General features: G+C 65.2%; 16 protein-coding genes and 2 pseudogenes. 5 read left to right on the top strand and 13 right to left on the bottom strand.

The features are described 5' to 3' along the window. Nucleotides 1-56: 56 nt before the first annotated feature. The 10 genes from K883_RS13090 to K883_RS13045 all read right to left on the bottom strand — a co-directional run bounded on the left by K883_RS13090 (nt 57) and on the right by K883_RS13045 (nt 12619). On the bottom strand, nt 57-1697 hold the full coding sequence (locus tag K883_RS13090) for an MCE family protein (RefSeq protein ID WP_020821652.1): 1641 nt from the start codon (nt 1695-1697) through the stop codon (nt 57-59). Next, nucleotides 1697-3022 (bottom strand): MCE family protein, encoded by a 1326-nt coding sequence (locus K883_RS13085; RefSeq protein ID WP_007168633.1) that lies wholly within the window; start codon nt 3020-3022, stop codon nt 1697-1699. The genes K883_RS13090 and K883_RS13085 overlap by 1 nt, the downstream gene beginning before the upstream one ends. After that, nucleotides 3019-4416 (bottom strand): MCE family protein, encoded by a 1398-nt coding sequence (locus K883_RS13080; RefSeq protein ID WP_007168632.1) that lies wholly within the window; start codon nt 4414-4416, stop codon nt 3019-3021. The genes K883_RS13085 and K883_RS13080 overlap by 4 nt, the downstream gene beginning before the upstream one ends. Beyond that, nucleotides 4413-5495, bottom strand: a complete 1083-nt coding sequence (locus K883_RS13075; protein WP_007168631.1) for an MCE family protein — start codon at nt 5493-5495, stop codon at nt 4413-4415. Before K883_RS13075 ends, K883_RS13080 begins: the two co-directional genes overlap by 4 nt. After that, the gene (locus K883_RS13070) at nt 5492-6544 is read right to left on the bottom strand and encodes an MCE family protein (protein ID WP_007168630.1); all 1053 of its coding nucleotides are present in this window, start codon (nt 6542-6544) and stop codon (nt 5492-5494) included. Before K883_RS13070 ends, K883_RS13075 begins: the two co-directional genes overlap by 4 nt. Then, nucleotides 6541-7722 carry an MCE family protein gene (locus K883_RS13065; protein ID WP_308192951.1) on the bottom strand — a complete coding sequence of 394 codons (1182 nt, stop codon included), beginning with the start codon at nt 7720-7722 and terminating at the stop codon, nt 6541-6543. The genes K883_RS13070 and K883_RS13065 overlap by 4 nt, the downstream gene beginning before the upstream one ends. Nucleotides 7723-7829: 107 nt before the next feature. After that, entirely contained in the window at nt 7830-8675 is an 846-nt protein-coding gene (locus K883_RS13060) for an MlaE family ABC transporter permease (protein WP_081656367.1), read from the bottom strand. A 22-nt stretch (nt 8676-8697) separates the two neighbouring features. After that, complete coding sequence (locus K883_RS13055; RefSeq protein WP_007168627.1) at nt 8698-9447, bottom strand: MlaE family ABC transporter permease; 750 nt, start codon at nt 9445-9447, stop codon at nt 8698-8700. A 443-nt stretch (nt 9448-9890) separates the two neighbouring features. Beyond that, a complete protein-coding gene (locus tag K883_RS13050) occupies nt 9891-11096 on the bottom strand; it encodes a CaiB/BaiF CoA transferase family protein (protein ID WP_007168625.1) in 1206 nt (401 codons plus the stop codon). After that, on the bottom strand, nt 11093-12619 hold the full coding sequence (locus K883_RS13045) for an aldehyde dehydrogenase family protein (RefSeq protein WP_020821648.1): 1527 nt from the start codon (nt 12617-12619) through the stop codon (nt 11093-11095). Before K883_RS13045 ends, K883_RS13050 begins: the two co-directional genes overlap by 4 nt. A gap of 282 nt (nt 12620-12901) precedes the next feature. On the opposite strand from K883_RS13045, the gene K883_RS13040 reads away from it, so the two are divergent. From K883_RS13040 to K883_RS28550, 4 genes and pseudogenes are all read left to right on the top strand, one after another. Next, nucleotides 12902-13603 (top strand): SDR family NAD(P)-dependent oxidoreductase, encoded by a 702-nt coding sequence (locus K883_RS13040; protein ID WP_007168623.1) that lies wholly within the window; start codon nt 12902-12904, stop codon nt 13601-13603. A gap of 30 nt (nt 13604-13633) precedes the next feature. After that, complete coding sequence (locus K883_RS13035) at nt 13634-13828, top strand: ferredoxin (RefSeq protein WP_007168622.1); 195 nt, start codon at nt 13634-13636, stop codon at nt 13826-13828. A gap of 21 nt (nt 13829-13849) precedes the next feature. Continuing rightward, the gene (locus K883_RS13030; protein ID WP_007168621.1) at nt 13850-15214 is read left to right on the top strand and encodes a cytochrome P450; all 1365 of its coding nucleotides are present in this window, start codon (nt 13850-13852) and stop codon (nt 15212-15214) included. Nucleotides 15215-15293: 79 nt separating this feature from the next. Next, a pseudogene (locus tag K883_RS28550) lies at nt 15294-15725 on the top strand (hypothetical protein). Nucleotides 15726-15913: 188 nt separating this feature from the next. On the opposite strand, the gene K883_RS13020 reads toward K883_RS28550, so the two are convergent. Further along, a complete protein-coding gene (locus tag K883_RS13020) occupies nt 15914-16492 on the bottom strand; it encodes a transposase (protein WP_197095506.1) in 579 nt (192 codons plus the stop codon). Between K883_RS13020 and K883_RS28245 the strand changes: the two are divergent. Further along, nucleotides 16479-17049, top strand: a pseudogene (locus K883_RS28245) (hypothetical protein). The gene K883_RS13020 and the pseudogene K883_RS28245 overlap by 14 nt on opposite strands. Nucleotides 17050-17071: 22 nt before the next feature. Here the strand turns inward: K883_RS28245 and K883_RS13010 are convergent. Together K883_RS13010 and K883_RS13005 are read right to left on the bottom strand one after the other, a co-directional pair. Beyond that, nucleotides 17072-18247 carry an acyl-CoA dehydrogenase family protein gene (locus K883_RS13010; protein ID WP_007168616.1) on the bottom strand — a complete coding sequence of 392 codons (1176 nt, stop codon included), beginning with the start codon at nt 18245-18247 and terminating at the stop codon, nt 17072-17074. After that, nucleotides 18231-19229: an acyl-CoA dehydrogenase family protein gene (locus K883_RS13005; protein ID WP_007168615.1), complete on the bottom strand. Its 999-nt coding sequence runs from the start codon at nt 19227-19229 to the stop codon at nt 18231-18233. The genes K883_RS13010 and K883_RS13005 overlap by 17 nt, the downstream gene beginning before the upstream one ends. Nucleotides 19230-19414 lie beyond the last annotated feature (185 nt).

The following is a 19414-nucleotide window of genomic DNA, read 5'->3' as shown; positions in this document are numbered from 1 at the left end:
TGTCTAGCAACCACGGACCGGTGTCCAGCAACGCCGCCGTAGAGCGCCCATCGGCCTCACGTGGGAAGCATGTCCTGCCATTTTTTCGGTGCCGACGGCTTGACGAGGTCCGACTGCCGGTATAGTCGGCCGTCCGCACCGACATATCGACCGGTACGCGGATCGTATTGGGCGATGGCCACCGATGGATGGGATCCAGACGCGTTGCCACCGAACGCACTTGGAGCCGCCTGCGGGCGCGTGCTTCCGGGCCCGGGCGGGGGCGGTGACGCACCATCCGGGACGTCGGCCGGCGCGATGGGAGGAACCCCCACCGGCACTGCCGGTGGCGGTGCCGGCGCTCCCGGCGGCGTTGGTGGTGTTCCCCGCGGCCCAGGCGATCCCGGCGGCAGCGGCGTCCCCTCCACCGGTCCGAAGATTCGGTCGCGGGACCAATTGACCCGGTCATCGGGCGCGATGCCCTGGGCGACCAGGCTCGGGTCCAGCGGATAGGTGCCGAAAGCATGCTGCCGCAGCGCCAGCGGTTCGTAGGGCTTGTCGCTGTCGCAGATCTCAACCGTCGGCGCCCGCTTACCCGGATGTTCTATGCACGGGTAGTTGCGCGCGCCGCGAACGGCGATCGGTGAATCCTGGGGCAGCTTGCAGTACAGGCCGTCCGGGGTGTCGGCGATGGTGAGGTCGGCCGGAGAACGCCATTCGCTGGGCGGCAGGAACCCGACCGTGCATCCCGGCGGATCATCGACGACGACGGCGAAATCACCCTTGGCGTACCCGATCGGGCTTTTCGGGGCGGTGAAGGATGCGATTGCGGCAACAAACGGCGGCAGCAAGACCAGTATTTGCTCGAGTGAGGGGTGATAGGTCACCAAGATCTGGCCGACTGTGGTGAGGTTGGCAAGCAGCACCGGCAACGTCGGTTTGAACTGGTCGAGCAGCCGGGACGCCTCGTCCGCTGCGCCAGGCCCGGTTTCCAGCAGGCTACGCACCTGTGGGTCGTTGGTCACCACCTGCCCGGTGAATCCGGCCAAGCTGCGCGCCCACAGCCGGATGGCGTCAGTGGTCTGCGCCTGCGAGTCCAGAAGCGGCACCGTGTCGTCGGTCAGCGTTCGCGCGCGATCGGCGACGGCGTTGAGGTCACCGGAGATCCGGGCCGACGAGTCCACCAGTGATTGGAAGTCGTAGCCAGCTCCGTTGAATGCCTTGAACGACTCGTCGAGCAATGCCCCGAGCTTGCCTTTGGGGATGCTGTTGACCAATGCGCTGGTCTTGTCGAGCAACGGGCCGATCGGTTGCGGAATTGTGGCGTCGCCCGCGGCGATGACCGAGCCGTCGTGCAAGTAGGGGGGCGAATCGGTCCGTGGCCGCAGGTCTACGTAATACTCGCCCACCGCGGAAATGCTGCGCACCTCCGCCCGGAGATCCGCCGGGATCTTCGGCGACGACCCGAGGGAAAGCGTCGCTGTTGCTCCGCGCGGGGTCAGTGCGACCGCGGTGACCTTGCCGACCTGCACGCCGCGGTAGGTGACGTTGCTGAACCGGTAGAGGCCGCCACCAGCGGGCAGGTCCAACGTGACCGTCATGCGTCCTACACCCAACAGCACTGGCGCCTGCAGGTACGCGAAGGCCATTACGATCACGCCAACAACCCCCACGATGGTGAAGATCGCCAGCTGAATACGGACGAACCGGGTCAGCATCAGCCACTCCCATCCATGGCCGGCGGCCCGGGCGCCGGTTCCGGTGGGCCCGGCGGCGCACCCGGTCCCGGCGGCAGCGGAGGCACCGGTCGCTGCGGGATCGGCGGCGGCAGCGGGGCGCCGGGCGGCGGTAGTGGAAACTGCACGCCGTATGACGGCTGGGGCCCAGCGATGGGCGTGAGCGGAGAACCGGCCGGCGGCGGCACGGGCCCGGGCGCTCCAGGATGAAGCGGATCGGGCGTGTATTGGTACTGCAGATAATACGGGTCCCCGGGGGCCGGCACTTCCTCTGCACCCAACCGTCCCCAGTGGGTGCCCAGTAGCAAGCTCTTGCGGAGCTTCGCGTTCGTAAAGTCGATAACGGCGAACATGTTGATGTAGTCGCCCCTGATGGCGCGGTCGACGAAGTTCTGCGTGTACGGGAAGAGGGTCGCGTACGCGATGGCCGCATCCAGATCCGGCCCGACGTCCGCGAGCGCGCCGATCGTCGGCTCGAGATTCTGCAGATTCTTCACCAGGTCGCCTCCCGCGTCGTTGACCAGGCGGGCGGCAGTGTCGCTGAATACGCGCAGCTTGTCGAGAGCGGTCACGATGCGCGGCCTCTCGCTGATCAGCACGTCGAGTGCGGGCGGAATCTTGCGCAGCGCCTGCGTGATGGCGTCGCGTTGTCCGGCAAACGTGCCGGCCAGCCGGTTCAATGCCTGTAACGACGCGACGAGGTCGTCGCGCTGCTGGTCGAACGTGCGAACGAACTTGTCGAGGCGAACCAGTACGTCACGAACAGCGCCTCCCCGCCCCGACAGGGCGGCGTTGAAGTTGTGGATGATGTCACTGATCTGCCCCAGGCCGCCGGAATTGATGACGACGGACAGCGATGAGAGCGTCTGCTCCGTCGACGGATACGTCGACGCGCGGTTCAGCGGGATGCTGGCTCCCGGTTGCAGCCGTCCGCGACCCGGCTGGCCGGGAGGCGGATTGAGTTCCATATGCATGGAACCCAGCAGGCTGGTCTGGCCGACGCTCGCCACGACATTCGCGGGCACCACGACATCGGGGTTGACCGAGATCTCGACATCGGCATGCCAGCCCCGCACCGTCATCTTGCTGATGCTGCCGACGATGACATCGTCGATCATTACCGGCGAATTCGATTCCAGCGTGCCGACATTCGCAATCTCGACATGGTAGGTGTTTGCACCCGGCCCGCGTCCGACCGCGCCGGGCAGGGGCAGTGAGTTCAGGCCGTTGAACGCGCACCCGGTCACGGCCAGCATGACGACCGAACAGAGCGCGAACATCCGCCGCGCCGGCCCTCGGCCGATCATGGTTGTGCCCCTTCCGCCGGAAGGAGGCCCGGCACGGGAGGCGCCGGCTCCGCCGGTCTCGTTGGCGCTGGCGGCTCCGGCATTGCCGCTCCCGGGATCCGGGCTGGCGGGGGTGGCGGTGGAGGCGCCTCCGGGGTATCGCCGGGCAGACCCGTATACGCTGATACCGCCGGTGGCAGCTCGGGCGGACCGGGCTTCGGGCCGGCGCCGCCGGGGGCCAGACGCGCCTCGGTGTAGACGATGTTCTGCGGGTCCGCCGACGCCGCCATGATTGGGTTGAGGGGGATCGGCAGGTAGTTGAAGTTGAACAACAGCAACGGGTTGGCCACCCGCAGCCCGGGGCCGAGAAACAGACCGCACAGCTTGCCCGACTCGGTCGCGGTGACGTTCTCGATCGCTCCGATTGACGAACAGTAGAGGTTTATGGGATTAGCCAGATTCGACAGCGTAAATCCGCCTCGGATGGTTCCCGTGTCGGGTTCGTAGTCGTTGTAGCCGTTCGCGATAGCGTTCGGCGTGACGTGCAGGACGTTTTTCAACGCCATTTTGTTATCCACCAGAATCTGGGTGAGGTCGGCCAACCGCGCAACCTGCTCGGAGGTCTGGTCACGGGTTTCCCCGATGAACCGCTGTACCTCGGGGAGCGCCGACGACAGATTCGTCAGCGCCGCGTCCAAATCGGATCTGCTGTCGTCGAGCACGCTGCTCAGCGTGGCCAGCCGGTTGTTGAACTGCACGAGTTGTTGGTTGCTGTCGCGGAGCGCGGTGACGAAGGTCTGCAGATTCTTGATGATGTCGACGATGTTGCCGCTGTGGTCGGCTAGGATCCGCCCCACGCCGGAGAGTTGAGCCAGCGTCTGGCGCAGCTTGTCGCCGTTGCCGCCCAGCGCGTTGGCGGCACTGTCGATGAAGCGCCCGACCGAGCTGCTCGACACCTGGCTGTTGGGTCCCAAATCGGTTGCCAGCCGCATCAATTGGTCCTTCACCTCGTCCCACTCGACCGGTACCGCGGTCCGTTCCACGGGAATTATGGCGCCGTCGCGCATGGTGGCGCCGCTGGACCGGTAGGCCGGGGTGAGCTGAACGTAGCGGGCAGCGACCAAATTCTGAGCGACGATCACGGCTTTGGCGTCCGCGGGAATGGGCACGCCGTGGTCGACGTGCATGGTTATCCTGGCCCGGGTACCTTCCGGGTGGATGGCCGAGATGCTGCCCACCTTGATGCCGGAGACCCGTACGTCGTCGCCCGGATAGATCGCGGTGGCAGTCGTGAAGTATGCGGTGATCGTCTTTGGACGGAAGAACGTATTGCGAATCGCCACCCCGGCGCCGATGACGGTAAGCGCCGCCAACAAGACAGCCAGCCAGACCTTGAGCCTGTTGCGCGAGATCATCGCGAGCCTCCCGGGATGCCGTTATACGGCCACGGGAACAGCGCTCGCGGCCCGGCGGTGTCCGGTGGATACCCCGGTGTGCCGTAAGCTTTGAATCCCCAGAAATAGTCGAAGAACGGCTGGAAGAGCTCGAATAACAGCAAATTGGGTACGAACGCGGTGTAGTAGAACCCCTCCGACACGGTTTCGGCCTGCGTGAGCTGATACTTCGCCAGGCCCGGCAACGCCTTGGCGAGGTTGTCACGGTTCTTCTCCAACATCGCGGTCACCGCATTGAGCTTCTGCAGCGTGGGCGCCAACTTCTGCTCGTTGTCGTGCACGACTCCCCTCAACTGCGTGGCCACCGCCGAGGTATTGGCCAGCAGTTGGGCGATCTCCTGGCGCCGAGCCACCAGGACCCCGAGGAGATCGTTGGCGTTCAGGATGAGCGTGTTGAGCTGTTCGCTGCGTTGCGAAAGGATGCCGGTGATGTCACCGGCTCCCTTGAGCAACTCCCCGAGTGCCTTGTTGCGGCCGTTGAGGGCTTGCGATAGGCGGGTCACCCCGTCGAATGCCGGTCCCAACTGCGGGGCGATCTGGTCGAGCGTGGCGGACAGGGTGTCGAGTGATTGGTTCAGCGTTGCGGTATCTGTTCCGGCGACGTTGGTGGCCAGGTCGCTGATCGCCTCACTCAACGAATACGGCGAGGAGGTGCGGGAAATCGGGATGACGTCTCGAGGATGCATCGTGCCGCTGCCGGTTGATTCCAGGGCGAGGACACGCTGGCCCAGTAGGGAACCTGTTCTGATGTGCGCAGTGCTGTACGAACCGAGCTGAACCGTCCCTTTGACGTTGAAGGTCACCAACGCGTCGCCGTGGTGCAGGGCCACTTTCGAAACAGACCCGACCTTCACCCCGGAAACAATCACGTCGTTACCGGCGACCAGGCCGCCCGCCTCGCTGAATACTGCGTCATACCTGACCATGGTCGCCCGCTGTATCAATTGCTCGGGATTTAGTCCGACGGCGATGACGAGCACCACCAGGACGGCGCCGATAAACCCGGCGCGGATGAGGCCTGCTCCGCGGTACTTATTCATCGGGTTGCGCGCACCTCCTCTTCGGTGGGCTCCGCGCACCTTCCTGCTTCTTGTTTCATAATGGGAACCACAACGGTCCGGTACTGGAGATCCGAGACACGCATGCTTAATTCACACAGGTAATAGGGAATCCAGCTGCCGGATGCGCCGAGCCGGTTCAGCTTGCGGTAATTTGCGGGCGCCCGCTGTAACGCAACATCGATTCGGTCCTTGTCCTGATCCAGCAGCGGAGCCAACCGATTCAACTGGTCCACCGTGCCGGCCAGCGGCCGCCGCGCGTTGGACAGCAGATCCGCCAGCGAGGCCGTGCCCTTGTCAAGGGAGTCGATAGCGGCGCCGATCGTGTTGCGGTCTTGCGAAAACCCGCTGATTAGCCGCTGCAGACGATCCAGTGCACCGGAGAACTTGTCACCGTCGTCGGCGAGCGTGCCCACTACAGTCTTGAGGTTGTCGATCAGTTGCTGCACGGTTTGGTTGTTGTCGGCCAGGGTATTTGAGAACGACGACGTCTCCGACAGCAGCGACTGCAACGTGCCGCCCTCGCCTTGAAAGATTTGCACCAGCGCCGTGGTGAGCTCGTTGACGTCGTGCGGGTTGAGGCCCGTGATGACGGGTTTGAGTCCACCGAGCAGCAGATCGAGGTCGAGCGCTGGTGCGGTGCGGTCTATCGGGATCTCCGCGCCGGCCTGCAGAACCTTGGTGGAACCGGGACCGTCGACGAGTTCGAGGTAGCGATCGCCAACCAGGTTGAGGTATCGGACCACGGCACGGGTTCCAGTGGTTAGCACGACATTGCGATCGGTGTCGAACTTCACGAGGACTTTTTTGTCGGAGCGCAGCGCGACGCTGTTCACCGTACCTACGCGGATTCCCGCGACCCGCACTGTTTCCCCGGGCTTGAGGCGCGAGGCATCGGTGAAGAGCGCCGAATACCCGTTTGTCGAACCGGTCCGGTATTGGCCGAAAATGAAGAACAAGAACACGGTCAGCAGAATCATCACGGCGGCGAACGCCCCGAATTTGACGATCATCGCGCGTGACCCGGTCATCCGGGCTGCCCAATCTGCATAGAATTGCGCGGCGGCCCGTCTAGGGGCCCGTATAGCAGCTGTTTGAGCGCGTCGGAGTTGAGCAGAAGCTGTTGGTTCCCGTACTGCCAGGGGTTGGCACCGATGTCAGCGACCACGAACGGTGGGGCCACATCGACCGGCATGTTCGGAAGGTCGTGGCACTGCGGCCCGCCGGTCGCTGCCACCTTGGGCAGGTTGACCGGGTACCTGTAACGTTCGGCGCCGAACTCGAGACCGACATCTACGGTCGCACCGGGGTCCGGCGCCGCCGGGCCATGCAAATTTCCGGCCATCCCACCCAGGCCGCACCACAGGGCTTGGTGGTATTCGTTGAGCAGATCGGTGGTCGGCACCGCCACGTGCAGAGCATCGGTCAATGCCTGCCGGTTGCCACCCACCACCTCGTTGCCGATATCGGCCAGACCGATTGTGCTGATCAGAAGTGCATCCAAGTTTCGTCGCTCGTCCACGATCGTCTGACTGATCCGGGTCGCATTCTGGGCCGTCCTGACTAGATCGGGTGCCGCGTCGGCATAGGCGTTGGCCACCTCAGGTAATACCGCGAGATCGTGGCGTAACGCCGGGAGGCTCGGATCCTGGGTGGCCAGAAAGTCATCCAGGTCGGACAGCATCTGCCCGATCTTCTGGCCGCGACCGTTGACCGCCGATGCGATCGCGCCCAGCGTCTCGTTGAGTTTGGCGGGATCGATCTTGGACAATACCGATGTCAGCTCCTCGAAAACCGAGTTGATTTCCACCGTCACATGTTCGGCCTCGAGTACCTGACCGGAGCGCAGAGGTCGCGGAGAGGGTTCGGCGGGCGGTACCAGCTCGACGAACTTGGCGCCGAACACCGTCGTAGATGCGATGTCGACGAGCACATTGGCCGGAATCAAATGCATTTGCGAGGGTTGCATCGCGAGGTGCAGAACGGCTTGACCATTAGGCCGCACATCGATCGAAGCGACCTTTCCCACCTCCACTCCGCGCATCTTTACTTTCGCGTCCGGATTCATCACCAAGCCGGCCCGCGGCGAGACCACAGTCACCGGCACGGTTTTGGTGAAGTCGCCTTGAAAAAGGCCTATTGCGATGGCAACGATCAGGCCGACGAAGGCGATGGTGGCCAAACCCGCCAAGGGGCGCGTGTAAGACACCGCCCCCGAGTGGCGGCGGGGCGGCGCCGCGACTGATCTCGCGCTGCTGCTGGTGTCAGAGCGGTGAGTAGGGCCGGGCCCGGGACGCTCCGTCAAGTCACATCCTCCTACCCGGACAAGTGGAAGTTGCCGTTGGAGCCGTATATAGACAGCGACACCAGCAGTGTTACTGATACGACCACGATCAGCGACGTCCGTACCGCGTTCCCGGTCGCGACGCCGACTCCGGCTGGACCGCCCGAAGCAAAATAACCGAAGTACGTGTGGATCAGCAAGATTGTGATCGCCATCAGGACGGCCTGCAGGAACGACCACAACAAGTCGATCGGGTTGAGGAAGGTCGTGAAGTAATGCTGGTACAGGCCGCCCGATTGGCCGAAGAGGACGACGGTCGTGAACTGGCTGGCGAGGAAGGACAGGATGACGGCGATGGAATACAGCGGTGTGATCGCCATCATCCCTGCCGCGATCCTGGTGCTGACCAGATACGAAATAGGCCGGATCGCCATGGATTCCAACGCGTCGATTTCTTCGTTGATCCGCATCGCGCCGAGCTGCGCGGTCACACCGGCACCGAAGGTCGCCGCCAGACCGATTCCGGCGACGATTGGCGCTGCGATTCGAACGTTGATGAAGGCGGCCAGGAAACCGGTCAGCGCCTCGATGCCGATATTGCCCAGCGAGCTGTAACCCTGTACTGCCAGCGTGCCGCCCGCCGCCAGCGTCAAGAAGCCGACGATCACTAGCGTGCCGCCGATCATGGCCAAAGTTCCCGCGCCCATGCTGATTTCGGCGATGAGGCGGATGACCTCTCGCCGGTAGTGGCGCACCGCGAAAGGGACCCCGGCAAGCGCCTTGCCGTAGAAGAGGGTGTGGTCGCCGATGCGGCCGAGAGTGCCGACCGGCTTTTCGATTTGCCGCGTCAAGCGCGGATAAGCGGCTCGTAACGTCATCATGGCGTGCGTCTCCACCTCCTCAGTGACCCTTGGCTGACATTCGGATGCCGATCGCGGTGACGACCACGTTCACGACGAACAACGACATGAACGCGTACACGACCGTCTCATTGACAGCGTTGCCGACGGCCTTGGCGCCGCCGCCTGTGATCGTCAGCCCGCGATAGCACGCGACCAAGCCGGCGATCAGGCCGAAAAGCGCTGCCTTGACGCAAGAAATGATTACCTCGGGAACACCGGTTAGCAGGGTGATGCCAGCGGCGAACGCCCCCGGGTTGACGTCTTGAACGAACACCGAAAAAACGTAGCCGCCCACAATCCCGATGATGACGACCAGGCTGTTGAGCAGCAGGGCCACCAGCCCAGCCGCGAGCATACGAGGCGTCACCAGTCGTTGCACCGGGTTGATTCCCAGCACCTCCATCGCATCGATCTCTTCCCGGATCGTTCGCGAACCCAAGTCGGCACACATCGCCGTGGAACCCGCCCCCGCCACGATCAACACCGTTACCAGTGGACCAACTTGGGTGACCGCACCAAAGGCGGCGCCGGCGCCGGACAGATCCGCGGCACCCAGTTCCCGCAACAGAATGTTGAGGGTGAAGCTGACCAACACGGTGAACGGAATGGCAACCAGTAGCGTCGGTGCGATCGCAACGCGCGCAACGAACCACGACTGCTCCAAGAACTCGCGCCATTGAAAGGGTCGGCGAAAGACGAATTTGATCGCGTCGGCCGACATCGCAAATAGGCCGCCGACCGCCTCCATCGGTTTGGAGCCGCGTCCCAACGAGATGCCCCCCGTCCATCGCTCCGGGCCGGCTCGCCTAATCGCCATCGATCTCAGCTCCTTCCAGCATTTTTCAGACCGACAGTCTCATTCTTCAATCTTTTCCGTTGCGCCGGCTGCTGGAAGGTCGGTCGATCCGACCGCCACGAACTCACGCCTTCGATCGCGAAATGCGTAGCGGACAGCCACATTCCGGCCTCTACCTCTGGCGTGACAACCTCTACGATCCTCACGCCCCGCCTCCGTCCTGTCGCGTGAGTTGGACCTTCGAAGCGAGGGGCCCCACGTCTCGAAGCGTCCGGCGATTATGACTCATGCCGCGTCCCGGTGGAACCGAAAACTCGAAACCGTTATCCGGCAGCCCATCGGAGGACAAGCGGCGCGCGGCTCAGGCATTTCACACAGCTCCGTCCCTATAGCACTCAAGTGACGGCGCCGGCCGTCTTGAGTTCGATGATGCGGTCCCAATCGAGCCCGAGCTCCATCAGAATCTCGTCGGTCTGCTCGGCGAATGCTGGGGCCGGCCCGGTCTGTGGCGCTGCGACGTCGAACTGTACCGGGTTGGCCACCAGGTCGAGTTCGCCTGCATGAACAAGGTAGTCGTTCGCCCGGATCTGCGCGTCGTCGACCGCCTGCAAGGTGTCCTGCACGGGCGCCCACGGACCGGCAAGCGTGACAAAGCGTTCGCTCCACTCGGCAAGGGTGCGGGTGCCGATGGCCTTGGTGAGGATTTCCACCGCGTCCGCCGTATTGGCGGCGATGTTTTCCACCGTGGCGAAGCGCGGATCGTCGGCGAGCTCCGGCAGGTCGACATGCCGGCATACGTCGGCCCAGAACTTGGTGGGCTGCATCATCACGAACGAGATGTAGCGTTCGTCGGACGTGGTGTAGAGGCCCACCAATGGGTTGTTCGGGGCGCCGTGCACGCCCGGCGGAGGCGCTTCCATCCGCTGCCCCAGGTGCTTCGTCAGCGCGACCGTGTGTCCCATCGACCACAGGCCGCTGCCCAGCAGCGACACGTCCACGATGGACGCTTCGCCGGTGCGCTCCCGCTTGAGCAGCGCGGCCGCGATGCCGCCGGCGAGGTTGGTGCCGGAGATGGTGTCGCCGTAGGCCGGGCCGGGGGGCGCGATCATGCCGGGCATCCCCGCCGGGGTGATTGTCGCGGCGGTTCCGGCCCTGCACCAGAAGGCGGTCATGTCGTAGCCGCCCTTGTCTGACTCGGGGCCGCGCGGACCGAGCGCGCTCCCGCGGGCGTAGACGATCTTCGGGTTGACCGTACGAATGTCCTCGATGTCGATGCCGAACTTCTTCCGGTGAGCGGGAAGAAAACTGGTCAGGAAGACGTCGGAGCGGCGGGCAAGCTCGTAGAGCACCTCCTTGCCCTCGGGCACCGACATGTCCAGGCCGATGCTGCGCTTGCCCCGGTTGGCGTGCTCGATGTTGGGGTTCGGGTCGCCCTCGACGCGCAGCATGCCGGTCTGGCGCAGTCCGCGCTGGGGGTCGCCCGTCACCGCGTGCTCGACCTTGACCACGTCCGCGCCCCACTCGGCGAGCACGGCGCCGGCCGAAGGGACGAAGCCGTACATGGCCACTTCCAGGACGCGGATCCCCTCCAGCGGCCTCATGCCCGGGCCCCCGCGGCCGGCACCGCAAACGTCTTGCTCTCCAAGAACTCCTCCAGCCCGGCAACCCCCATCTCGCGACCCACCCCCGACTGCTTGAAGCCCCCGAACGGGCTGTCCGCGCCGAAGTAGTTGCCGCCGTTGATGGAGAAGGAACCGGCCCGGATCCGGCGCGCCACGGCGAGCGCCCGGTCCTGGTCGCCGCCGAAGACGGCGCCCGCCAGCCCGTAGATCGAGTTGTTGGCGATGCGCACTGCGTCGTCGTCATCGTCGAATGCGATCACGACCAGCACCGGCCCGAAGATCTCCTCCTGCGCGATCTCGCTGTCGGGATCGACGTCGGTGAGCAGCGTCGGTGCATAGAAGTAGCCGGGATCCAACCGCTTGCCGCCGGTGACCAGGGTCGCGCCGGCGGCCACCGCCCGCTGGACCATGCCGTCGACCTTGTCCCGCTGGCGTTCGTTGATCAACGGCCCCATGAAGGTTTTCGGATCGGCCGGGTCACCATGGCGCACCTTGGCGAAGTTCTGCGCGATCAAGTCGACGATCTCGTCGTGGTGCGACCGGGGCACCAGCAGCCGCGACGTCAGCGCGCACCCCTGCCCCGCGTGGGTCACCATGCTGAACGCCGCGAACATGGCCGCGCTCGTGAAGTCGGCGTCGTCGAGGATGATGGCCGCCGACTTGCCGCCCAATTCCAGGAAGACGCGCTTGACCGTCTCGCTCGCCGCGGCCATGATCTTGCGCCCGACCGCCGTCGATCCTGTGAAGGTGACGACGTCGACGTCGGGACTGGTGGTCAACGCCTCACCCGCCTCGGGACCCGACGAGCTCAGCACGTTGACCACGCCGGCCGGTATGTCGGTGTGTGCGGCGATCAGCTCGCCGAGCGCCAGTGTGACCAACGGTGTGTCCGGCGCGCCCTTGAGGACGACGGTGCACCCGGCGGCGAGCGCCGGGGCCAGCTTCGCCAGCGCCAACTGGTTCGGGTAGTTGTAGGCGATGATCGCCGCGACCACCCCGGCCGCTTCCTTCTCCACCCAGCGGTGGTGGAGCATGCCCCGCGATTCTTTCTCGCCGAGGTCGTCGGAGAACTCATAGCCGCGAAGCAGGTCCGCGTAGAAGCGCACGATGCCGATCGGCTCGTCGAGCTGAGCGCCCTGGGTCAGCGCCCGCGTGGCGCCGACCTCGGCGATGGTGAGCTCGCGCAACTCGTCGGCGTGCTCGACCAGCACCCGGTGCAGCTGGTCGAGGCAGCGGATCCGCAACTCGACGTCGGTGGACCAACGGGTGGTGTCGAACGCATGCCGGGCCGCCGCGATCGCCGCTTGGGCCTCGCCGGCACCGGCGTCCGGAGCGTGCCCGATGACCGCACCGGTGGCGGGATTGATCGACGGAAAAGTCTTGTCGGCGGTGACCAGGCGGCCACCGATCAACAGCCGGCGGTCGGCGTGTGACTCAGGCGCGGCATCCGCGATGGTCGCTGTGGCTCCAGCGGCGGGCTCTGCCGTGTCCTGGGCAGGCATTCCGTACCCCCTAATGTGGTGACGGTCACGATAATTTCATTCTCTTCCCCGGCGAGTCTTACATTCGAGTCTCGATAATTCAAGAAACTCTCAGGATTGAAGGCGGGCCCCTGACCAGCGACGCAAGCGCCCGTCCGCCGCCGCGTAGGGCGCCTCGAAGCAGGCCGAACAGGGTTTCCCGGGCGTGTTGCAACCCGATCTTCCGTGAGAGTAAGGTTCTCATAATCGTAAGCGAGATTCTTTGTGGCTGAGACGGTCACCTGTGGAGTAGAGGTCTCAAACGTGAAGACTGCGGTGGTCACCGGTGGCGGATCCGGCATCGGTCTTGCCGTGGCGCAGCGGTTGCGCGCCGACGGCCTGGACGTCGCCACGATCGACCTGCGACCGTCGGACGACGACCATTCGTTCACCGCGGACGTCACCGATCGATCGCAGGTGGACGCCGCGTTCGCGGCCATCCGCGCCAAGCTCGGGCCGGTCACGGTTCTCGTCAATGCCGCGGGTCTGGACGGATTCAAGCGCTTCAACAACATCACGTTCGACGACTGGCAACGGGTGATCGACGTCAACCTCAACGGGGTGTTCCACACCATTCAGGCCGTGCTGCCCGACATGATCGAGACGCAGTGGGGGCGCATCGTCAACATCTCCTCCTCGAGCACGCATTCCGGCGCGCCGTACATGAGCCATTACGTGGCGGCCAAGTCCGCCGTCAACGGGCTCACCAAGTCCCTGGCCCTCGAGTACGGCCCCGCCGGCATCACGGTCAACGCGGTGCCGCCGGGCTTCATCGACACCCCGATGTTGCGCGCCGCGGAGAAGAACGGCTTCCTGGGCGACATCGAGGAGACCATCGCGCGGACCCCGGTGCGCCGGATGGGCAAGCCCGAAGACATCGCGGCGGCATGCGCTTTCCTGGTCTCCGAAGAGGCCGGCTACATCACCGGTCAGATCCTCGGCGTCAACGGCGGCCGCAACACCTGAGCCGGCAAGGAACCACCACAAGGAGACACCGTGAAGGTCTGGGTTGATCCAGAACGCTGTCAGGGCCACACCCTGTGCGCGATGATCGCGCCGGAGTCCTTTCAGCTCAGCGACATCGACGGCAGTTCGTCCGCGGTCGACGAAGTGGTGCCTACCGAGCGCGAGGACCAGGTTCGCGAAGCCGCGCAGTCCTGCCCGGAGCAGGCCATCATCATCACCGAATGACACATAAAGGGAGACAGAGCTTTGAGTGTCGGCGACGCGGTCAGCGATAGCGACCGCAAGAAGAAGCGGTATCAGTTCGAGCGGCATTCCCCGGAATACCGGTCGAACTTCAAGGCCATCACCGAAGAGATGCACGCCAAGTGCCCGATGGCCTGGAGCGACGCCTACGGCGGCCACTGGGTGGCGGCCGGAAGCCACGAGGTGTTCGAACTGGCTCGCTGCCCGGCGGTCTCCAACGATCACGATGTCAACAACGAACGCCGCGGCTACAAAGGCATTTCGATTCCGACGGCCAGCCGGATCAACGGGGTACGCGGCGGCATCTTGGAGATGGACGACCCCGAGCACCGCATCTATCGCAACGTGCTCAACCCCTACCTGTCACCGGCAGCGGTCAAGCGCTGGAAGCCGTTCATCGACGACGTGACCCGCGCCTGCCTCGACGAGAAGATCGAGGAAGGCCAGATCGACTTCGTCGACGACCTGGCCAATGTCGTGCCCGCGGTTCTGACACTGGCCATGCTGGGCATCCCACTGAAGAACTGGCAGATGTACAGCGAGCCCACCCATGCGGCCGTCTACACCCCCGAACACTCCCCGGATATCCAGCGGGTCACCGAGATGCACCGGCAGATGGGGCTCGACCTGGTCAACAACATGATCGAGATTCGCCAGAACCCGCGACCCGGCATCGTCAACGCCCTGCTGGAGATGCGGATCGACGGGCAGCCCGCCCCCGACCTGGAAATCCTCGGCAACCTCGGCCTGGTCATCGGCGGCGGCTTCGACACCACCACGGCGCTGACCGCCCATTCCCTGGAATGGCTCTCGGAGCACCCCGATCAACGCGAGTTGCTCAGCAAGCAACGCGATACCCTGCTCGACCCGGCGACCGAGGAATTCCTGCGGTACTTCACCCCGGCCCCCGGCGACGGCCGAACCTTCTCCGACGACGTCGAACTCGACGGCACCCAGTTCAAGGAGGGGGAACGGCTGTGGATCTCGTGGGCCATGGCCAACCGGGACCCAGCGGTGTTCAAAGACCCGGACGAGATCGTGCTGGACCGAAAGGGTAATCGCCACTTCAGCTTTGGCCTCGGCGTCCACCGGTGCATCGGATCCAACGTGGCTCGCACCGTGTTCAAATCGATGCTGACGGCCGTTCTCGACCGGATGCCCGACTATCACTGCGACCCCGAGGGCACCATCCACTACGAGACCATCGGCGTCATCCAGGGCATGCGCAAGCTGCCGGCCGGCTTCACCCCCGGCCGCAAGATCGGGGCCGGCCTGGACGAGACGCTGGAGAAATTGCAGCGCATTTGCGACCAACAAGAACTTGCCAGGCCGATAACCGAACGCAAGGAGGCCGCCGTCATCGACTGAGCCGTTGCCCCCCGCAATTTGCCGAGTAGGCCTGTTCGGTGGGACCGCGCCCGATATTGGGTCAACCGCTTGTGCAGAGATGGGCGACGCATCGGTGAAGACTCTTGCTGTGAGCCTTGCGCTTGCCACGGCCGCGCTGATTCTTAATGCCACCGCACGCGCGGACATGCAGATCGGCAACTATCGGCTGGACACCCCCGCGATCCGAGCCACAGCTGGACCTCTGCGATTCGACCGTGCCGATATGACCAGGACCGGAATGCCTGACGGTCAAGCGATCGCGCAACCCAACGGGCAGGCGGCGTTTTGGAAGTCGGACGCCCACCTGGCCAACGGCCGCTACACCATGGCCGACGGTGTGCGCTGCGCGGTCCAGTTCTTCCCGTCGCATGACGTGTACACGTGGGACGCGGCGACGCTGGCGGGTCAGGTGGACTCGACGTTCGACACGGGCTGCAGTGGCGGACCGGGTAGCACCAACAGTTCACAGTTCTGGCTCGTGCGATGGTAGCCGCGTGAACGCACAGGGGTCAGTCGAATCATGGTGGCAACGGGCAGCAAGCGCGATGGCTGACGCCAAGAAACCGCCGCGAGATCCGGCCACCTCGAAGGCCGACACGATGGCCTTGATCGAGGAAGCCGAGGCCGAAGCCGCCGAAGCTGAAGCGCTAGTGGTCACGGTCGTTAGTTCGTCGGGGGTTATGCGGCGTGCAGGCTGGTGTCGTTGAGGTCGAGGCGGTTCAGGAAGGCGTTGAGGTCGTCTCGGGTGTAGGTCCAGTCGAATGGTGTCGCGGTGCTGTTGTAGCGGTCCTGAAAGCCGATGATGCGTTCGGAGAGTTGGTCGAGGTCGGCGAAGTCGTTGGGGTTGATGGCTTTTCGCTGCAGTATCGAGAAGTAGATTTCCACCTGGTTGAGCCAGGACGCATGGATCGGGAGGTGTATCAGGGTCGCGGTGGGCCAGGCCGTGTTCAGGCGTTCGATCGAGCGCGCCCCGTTGTGGGACGACCCGTTGTCGACGACCCAGAACACCCGTCGGGCCGAGGCATATGGTTCGGTCGTCATGACGTGGGCCACCAACTTCTCGAAGGGTTCGATGCCGGTCTTGGGGGCGATCTGGCCAAGCACTCGGGCGTGGTGGACGTCGTAGGCGGCGAAGTAGGCCAGGGTGCCACCGCGGCGGTACTCGAACTCGACGCGTCGGGTGTGTCCTGGTGCGGGCGGTTGTCCCCGGTGGCGGCGGTGCAGGGCTTGCAGCTGCGATGCCGTGAGCGAAGACACCCGCGACGTCGACACCGCCGACGATTCCGCCCCGCCGACCAAACGGGATGCGGGTGACGGGACCCGCGTGCGGCGCAGGTTGAAAGTCGTTCCCGTCGTTCTAATCTTGCTGCTGCTGATTCCGCCGGTGCGGCCACGTGGCTGTACTTCGAGTACTACCGGCCCGACAGACAAACCGACGCCTGCGTCGCGAACGCGGTCGTCGGTGCGGCGTCCGACGGCACGGTCGCGTTGCTGTTCTACTCGCCCGACACGCTCGACAAAGACTTTGCGGCCGCGAAGTCACACCTTTCCGCGACTTCCTCTCGTACTACAACCAGTTCACCGACCAGATCGTCGCCCCGGCGGCCAAACAGAAGTCGCTGCAGGCCAGCGCTCGGGAGATCGGCGCCGCGGTCTCGGAGTTGCGGCCCGACTCGGCGGTCGTGCTGGTGCTGGTCGACCAGAGCACCACCAGCAAGGACAACCCCGACCCGGCGATGACGTCCAGCAGCGTGCTGGTGAGTCTGGCGCGGATCAACGGCCAGTGGCTGATCACCAAATTCGACCCGGTCTAGCCACCCGCATTGCCCTGGGCGGCTAACCCCGCGGGAGCCCGAGCACCCGCTGGGCGATGATGTTGCGCTGGATCTCCGAGGTGCCCCCGGCGATGGTCCCGGAAAAGCTGCGGGCGTAACGCTCGAACCAGCTGGCGAAATAATGGTCGAGGTTCATGTGCGCGTACGGCCCGGTCTGCCCCGGGTGGACGAGTCCGTCGGATCCCGCCGATGTCAGCGCCAGCTCCATGCCACGCAGTTCGGCCTCGGACCCGAGCAGCTTGAGCACCGAGATCGCGGCCACGTCGTCTTCGCCGCGCGCGGCACGCGCCAACGCCACCGAGCCCAACAGCCGCAGCGCCTGCTTGTCCATGATGGTGCTCGCGTACTGGTCGCGCTCGACCTCGGTGTGGGGCCGGAAGTCGTCGATCATGTTGTCGAGGCGATCGGCGAAACCCAGCCACATCATCGTGCGCTCATGCCCCAGCGACCCGTTGGCCACCCGCCAGCCCTGGTCGAGCTCCCCGACCAGGTTCTCCGCCGGCACCCGCACGTCGGTGAAGAAGACCTCGTTGAAATCCAGATCGTCGGCACCGCAGAGCGACGGGAACGGCCGGCGCACCAGGCCCGGGCTGTCGGTGGGGATGACCAGTGCGCTGATTCCCTTGTGCTTGGGGGCATCCGGGTTGGTGCGGACAAAGGTCAGCAGCACGTCGGCGTCGTGCGCTCCCGACGTCCACACCTTCTGGCCGTTGACCACGAAGTGATCGCCGTCCAGCACCGCGCGCGTGCGCAGCGACGCCAGGTCGGAGCCCGCGCTGGGTTCGCTCATCCCGAGCGAGGCCGTGATCTCGGCCCGCAGGATCGGCACCGCCCAACGCCGCTTCTGTTCCTCGCTGCCGAACGACAACAGCGACGCCGCAACGATATTCACGCCCTGCGGGTTGAAGCTGTGGTAGATGCGACGGCGGCTGAGCTCCTCGAGGTAGACGAACTGCTGGATGACCGTCGCGTTGCGACCGCCGAACTCGGGCGGCTGGCCGGGCAGGAGCCAGCCGTTGTCGAACAGCAGCCGCTGCCAGTCGCGCGCCCACCGAGGCATGTGCGATACCGACCGCGGGCGCTCGAGCGTTTCGCTTGCGGCAGGCAGATTCTCGTCGAGGAAGGCCGAGAACTGCGCCCGGAACTCCTCGACGTCGGAATCAAAAGTCAGCTGCACGGTATTCCTCCGCGATGCGCGCCCGGTGCTCGGCCGCGCCACCGAGCATCAGCTCGCCGGCTTTGGCTCGCTTCAGCGCGAACTGCAGATCGTTCTCCCAGGTGAATCCCATTGCGCCATGGAGCTGTAACCCGTGGCGGAACACCAGCGACTGGCACTCCCCCGCCGACGCCTTGGCCATCGCCGCCGCCAGCCGGCGGCGGGGATCGTCGGCGGCGATCGTCAGCGCCGCGAAGTACGCCAGTGCCCGGGCCCGTTCCACCGCGACGTGCATGTCCGCGGCCTTGTGCTGAACGGCCTGGAACGAGCCGATCGGCACACCGAATTGCTGACGGCTGCGGACGTGTTCGAGCACCAGGTCGAGAATGCGTTGGCAGGCGCCGACCATGGTGATCGCCATGCCAGTGAGCGCCAGGTGGCGCGCGCGCTCGGGGTCGACCGTGAGCCGGGCGGCGTCGGGCACCCGGACCTCGCAGAACGACAGGTCGGCGACGTGCAGGACGGGGTCGAAGACCGCGGAGCGACGCGCCGACACCTGGTTCGACGCGGTGAGGAACACCCCGGCGTCGGTAACCACCGCCAGCCGGTCGACGCGGTCGCCGTCGAGCACATGGCGGGCCGTACCGTCCAGCACCCAGCCGTCCGCGTCCCGATGCGCCGCCACCCCGGTGTACACGGCGGTACCCGACTCGTGCGGGTCGAAGTGCGCGGCCGCCAACGGGGCGTACTGGCTCATCGTCGCCAGGAAAGGGGTGGGGTCGGTGGCGCGTCCGAGCTCTTCGAGCACGATGGCCAGCTCGACGGCGCTTTCCGGATCGCTCAGCTCGGTCCAGCCCTGGTCGACATAGGACTTCCACAACGGGCTCGGGTCGACGCCGTCTTCCGCCACGCCGCGCACCAGCGAGGGCGGGCACTGCTTGGCGACGGCGTCGCGAACGGTCTTCTGCCACAGCCGCTGATCGGCATCGAACTCCAACAGCATGAAGGCCGCCTCCTGTCATCACCGCCGAGGCGAGAATATCATTCTCGTCGGTGGAAGTAATAATCTCGCAAATGGATTATGGGGTGACCGAGGCGGCCGAGCGAGCTCCCGGCGGGGCGCATCGAGCCTCGGGTGCGGGCCGCGCACAGTGTCCGCGATGCAAGACTGCGGTCACGGCGATTCCG

This window comes from Mycobacterium sp. TKK-01-0059, assembly GCF_000709305.1.
Taxonomy (GTDB): domain Bacteria; phylum Actinomycetota; class Actinomycetes; order Mycobacteriales; family Mycobacteriaceae; genus Mycobacterium; species Mycobacterium intracellulare.
The sequence above is the reverse complement of the archived record's forward strand: the minus strand, read 5'-3'. Positions and strand labels throughout refer to the sequence as shown.

Bases quoted from the DNA above. Each gene is read 5' to 3' on its own strand.
- K883_RS13090 (WP_020821652.1), bottom strand. From the start codon at position 1,697: ATGCTGACCCGGTTCGTCCGTATTCAGCTGGCGATCTTCACCATCGTG.
- K883_RS13085 (WP_007168633.1), bottom strand. From the start codon at position 3,022: ATGATCGGCCGAGGGCCGGCGCGGCGGATGTTCGCGCTCTGTTCGGTC.
- K883_RS13080 (WP_007168632.1), bottom strand. From the start codon at position 4,416: ATGATCTCGCGCAACAGGCTCAAGGTCTGGCTGGCTGTCTTGTTGGCG.
- K883_RS13075 (WP_007168631.1), bottom strand. From the start codon at position 5,495: ATGAATAAGTACCGCGGAGCAGGCCTCATCCGCGCCGGGTTTATCGGC.
- K883_RS13070 (WP_007168630.1), bottom strand. From the start codon at position 6,544: ATGACCGGGTCACGCGCGATGATCGTCAAATTCGGGGCGTTCGCCGCC.
- K883_RS13060 (WP_081656367.1), bottom strand. From the start codon at position 8,675: ATGACGTTACGAGCCGCTTATCCGCGCTTGACGCGGCAAATCGAAAAG.
- K883_RS13055 (WP_007168627.1), bottom strand. From the start codon at position 9,447: ATGGAGGCGGTCGGCGGCCTATTTGCGATGTCGGCCGACGCGATCAAA.
- K883_RS13050 (WP_007168625.1), bottom strand. From the start codon at position 11,096: ATGAGGCCGCTGGAGGGGATCCGCGTCCTGGAAGTGGCCATGTACGGC.
- K883_RS13045 (WP_020821648.1), bottom strand. From the start codon at position 12,619: ATGCCTGCCCAGGACACGGCAGAGCCCGCCGCTGGAGCCACAGCGACC.
- K883_RS13005 (WP_007168615.1), bottom strand. From the start codon at position 19,229: ATGCTGTTGGAGTTCGATGCCGATCAGCGGCTGTGGCAGAAGACCGTT.